The organism is Emticicia sp., assembly GCF_049241225.1.
In the GTDB taxonomy this organism is placed as follows: domain Bacteria; phylum Bacteroidota; class Bacteroidia; order Cytophagales; family Spirosomataceae; genus Emticicia.
This window is the reverse complement of record NZ_JBMLRC010000285.1, coordinates 13,314-15,846: the sequence shown is the minus strand read 5'-3', so window position 1 is coordinate 15,846 and position 2,533 is coordinate 13,314. Positions and strand designations below refer to the sequence as shown.

The window sequence follows — 2,533 nt, the reverse complement described above, 5'->3', positions numbered from 1 at the left end:
ATTGGTTGGGTATTCAACGATTTTTACGATAACTAAATCGTCTTTCGTTGCACCATTGATTTTATCTTTCGGGATAAAAATATCGTCGTGCAGGTTCTTGTGGTCGGGGCGAACGAGGGCATAATTTCCAAAAACTTGAATTTTACCCACTATTTCTTTGCGACCACGTTCGATAATTTCGATAACTGCACCTTCGGGGTTATTACCTTTTTTATAAAATTCTCCGTAGATGGTGGCTTTTACTAAATCGCCGTCGATTGCACCTTTTAGGTCATCGGCATCTACCCAAATATCGGGTTTTGTGTCATCGTATCTGATAAAGCCAAATTTTGGATTTACGTGGTCGAGGCGACCAACGACAGCGTTTGCGTTGACATCAACTGTATATTTTCCTTTATCTATTTGATAAATTTTGCCTTCTTCGAGAAGGTCTTCCACAAGCATTCCATACAAGGCTTTTTCTTGCTTGTTTTTTACATCATAGTGCGTAAATAGGTCTTGTAAAGTGTATGGACGCTCAATATTCACCGACAAAAAAGCCAATATCTCGGCTTTTAGTTGGTCATAATATGATTTTTGTTTGTTTTTTGCCATTGTTTGTTTTATCATTCTTGCTCAACCCCCTGCCAATCATACATCGGGTTTTGGGTTGGGTCCCAGTTTGGATAAATCAAGAAATGTTTTTCTTGAATCTTATTCATCAGAACCTTGCGTAATTCGCCTAAGTTTTCTTTGTGTTCGGCGGAAATAAACACAACATTTTCGGTGTTTTTCTTGAGGTAACTATTCTTTAGTCTGTCAAGGTTACGTTCTAAAACACCTTCATCAATTGTTTCGAGATGCTCATCGAGATTCTCTTCTGATTCGGGTTTGAAGAGGTCGAGTTTATTGAAAACCAGCACCATTGATTTTTCTGATGCCCCGATTTCGGATAAAGTCACGTTTACCACCTCGATTTGTTCTTCAAACGATGGGTGCGAAATATCAACCACATGAACCAAAATATCGGCCTCACGGATTTCGTCCAATGTTGATTTAAACGACTCGATTAATTGCGTAGGTAGTTTTCGGATAAAGCCAACGGTGTCGGTCAGCAAAAACGGAATATTTCCTAAAACTACCTTTCTAACGGTCGAGTCGATGGTGGCAAATAGTTTGTTTTCAGCAAAAACATCGGTTTTTGCTAAACGACGCATCAAAGTTGATTTCCCGACGTTCGTATAGCCCACCAGTGCTACACGCACGAGTTGGCTACGCTCTTTTCTTCGGGTAAAGCTCTGTTTATCAATCTTTTCGAGCTTATCCTTCAAAAACGCAATGCGGTCTTTTACGATACGCTTATCAGTTTCCAATTCTTTTTCACCCGGACCACGCATACCAATCCCACCTTTTTGACGGCTAAGGTGCGACCACATACGGGTAAGGCGAGGTAACATATACTGATACTGAGCCAACTCAACCTGACGTTTTGCTTGGTCGGTTTGGGCTCGCTGCGAAAATATATTCAGAATCAATAAACTACGGTCAAGAATCTTGATTTCCTGAAACATCGATTCAAGGTTTCGCACTTGCGGAGCCGTGAGGTCATCGTCGAAGATGATACTATCGACTGGATTTTCAATCAACCAAATTTTTATTTCTTCTAATTTACCTTTCCCCACAAAGGTCTTAGAATCAGCACGTTCGAGGCGTTGCGTAAAAACTCGTTTGGTAATTACGCCGGCTGTCGTTGCTAAAAACTCTAATTCATCGAGATATTCTTTGGTTCGTTCGGCGTTTTGTTTTTGCGTGATGAGACCAACCAAAATTGCAGTTTCTTGCTGCTTTGCTGTAGAAAAAACGGGTGATTTGAACAATTGACTAAAAAATTTATTACCTTAAAATAACTATATCTGGCAATCAAAAGTTTCGTAGCTTTGATCGCATTATCATTAAATATAATGAAAAATATTGGGGAAACCAAATTTCTATTAAGATTGTATGTTTTATTTCAATAAATTTTTGATGATAAAATATTAATAGGTCTGGCTTTGGTGTTTTTTTGAGTCTATAATTGCTTGATTATTAATGTTATATGCATATAATGTACCGCTCGATTACTTTATGTTAAAAGTTTGGCACGCTTTTAGTTAATATAAAAGTGTAAACGATAAAAAATTATTAAGCGGTAGCAAAAGCTCATAACCAAAGAATGTAATCTGACTTTTAAAAGCCAAAAACTAGGATTTATTTGTGTTTTGACGAAGCTGCTAGAGTACATAATTTCTGACATGGGAAGGTTAAAAGGAAACATCTAAGATGCTTCGTTTAGATAATAAAAATAAAACAATATTTTTTTTATTCTAAAATTATTTAACTTTGCTTTAGGAATTTGCCCCAAATGGGCTTTTCCTTGCGAGAATTTTCAAGAAAAATTCTCAATTGAAGTCGAATCCAATTATAGAGCTTATACATGGATTATTAGGAAAGCACGTAAGTCGGAATCCCTGCCACTATTTTTGAGGTAGGGATTTTTTTTATTCGTAACTTTGTG

The 2,533-nt window shown here is 37.3% G+C and carries 1 protein-coding gene and 1 pseudogene; both read right to left on the bottom strand.

The features are described from left to right. A pseudogene (locus tag ACOVO2_RS15395) lies at window positions 1–594 on the bottom strand (ribonuclease R); the annotation flags it as partial. 11 nt (window positions 595–605) lie between these two features. Then, entirely contained in the window at window positions 606–1,856 is a 1,251-nt protein-coding gene (gene hflX, locus ACOVO2_RS15390; protein ID WP_188766683.1) for a GTPase HflX, read from the bottom strand. Window positions 1,857–2,533: the final 677 nt, after the last annotated feature.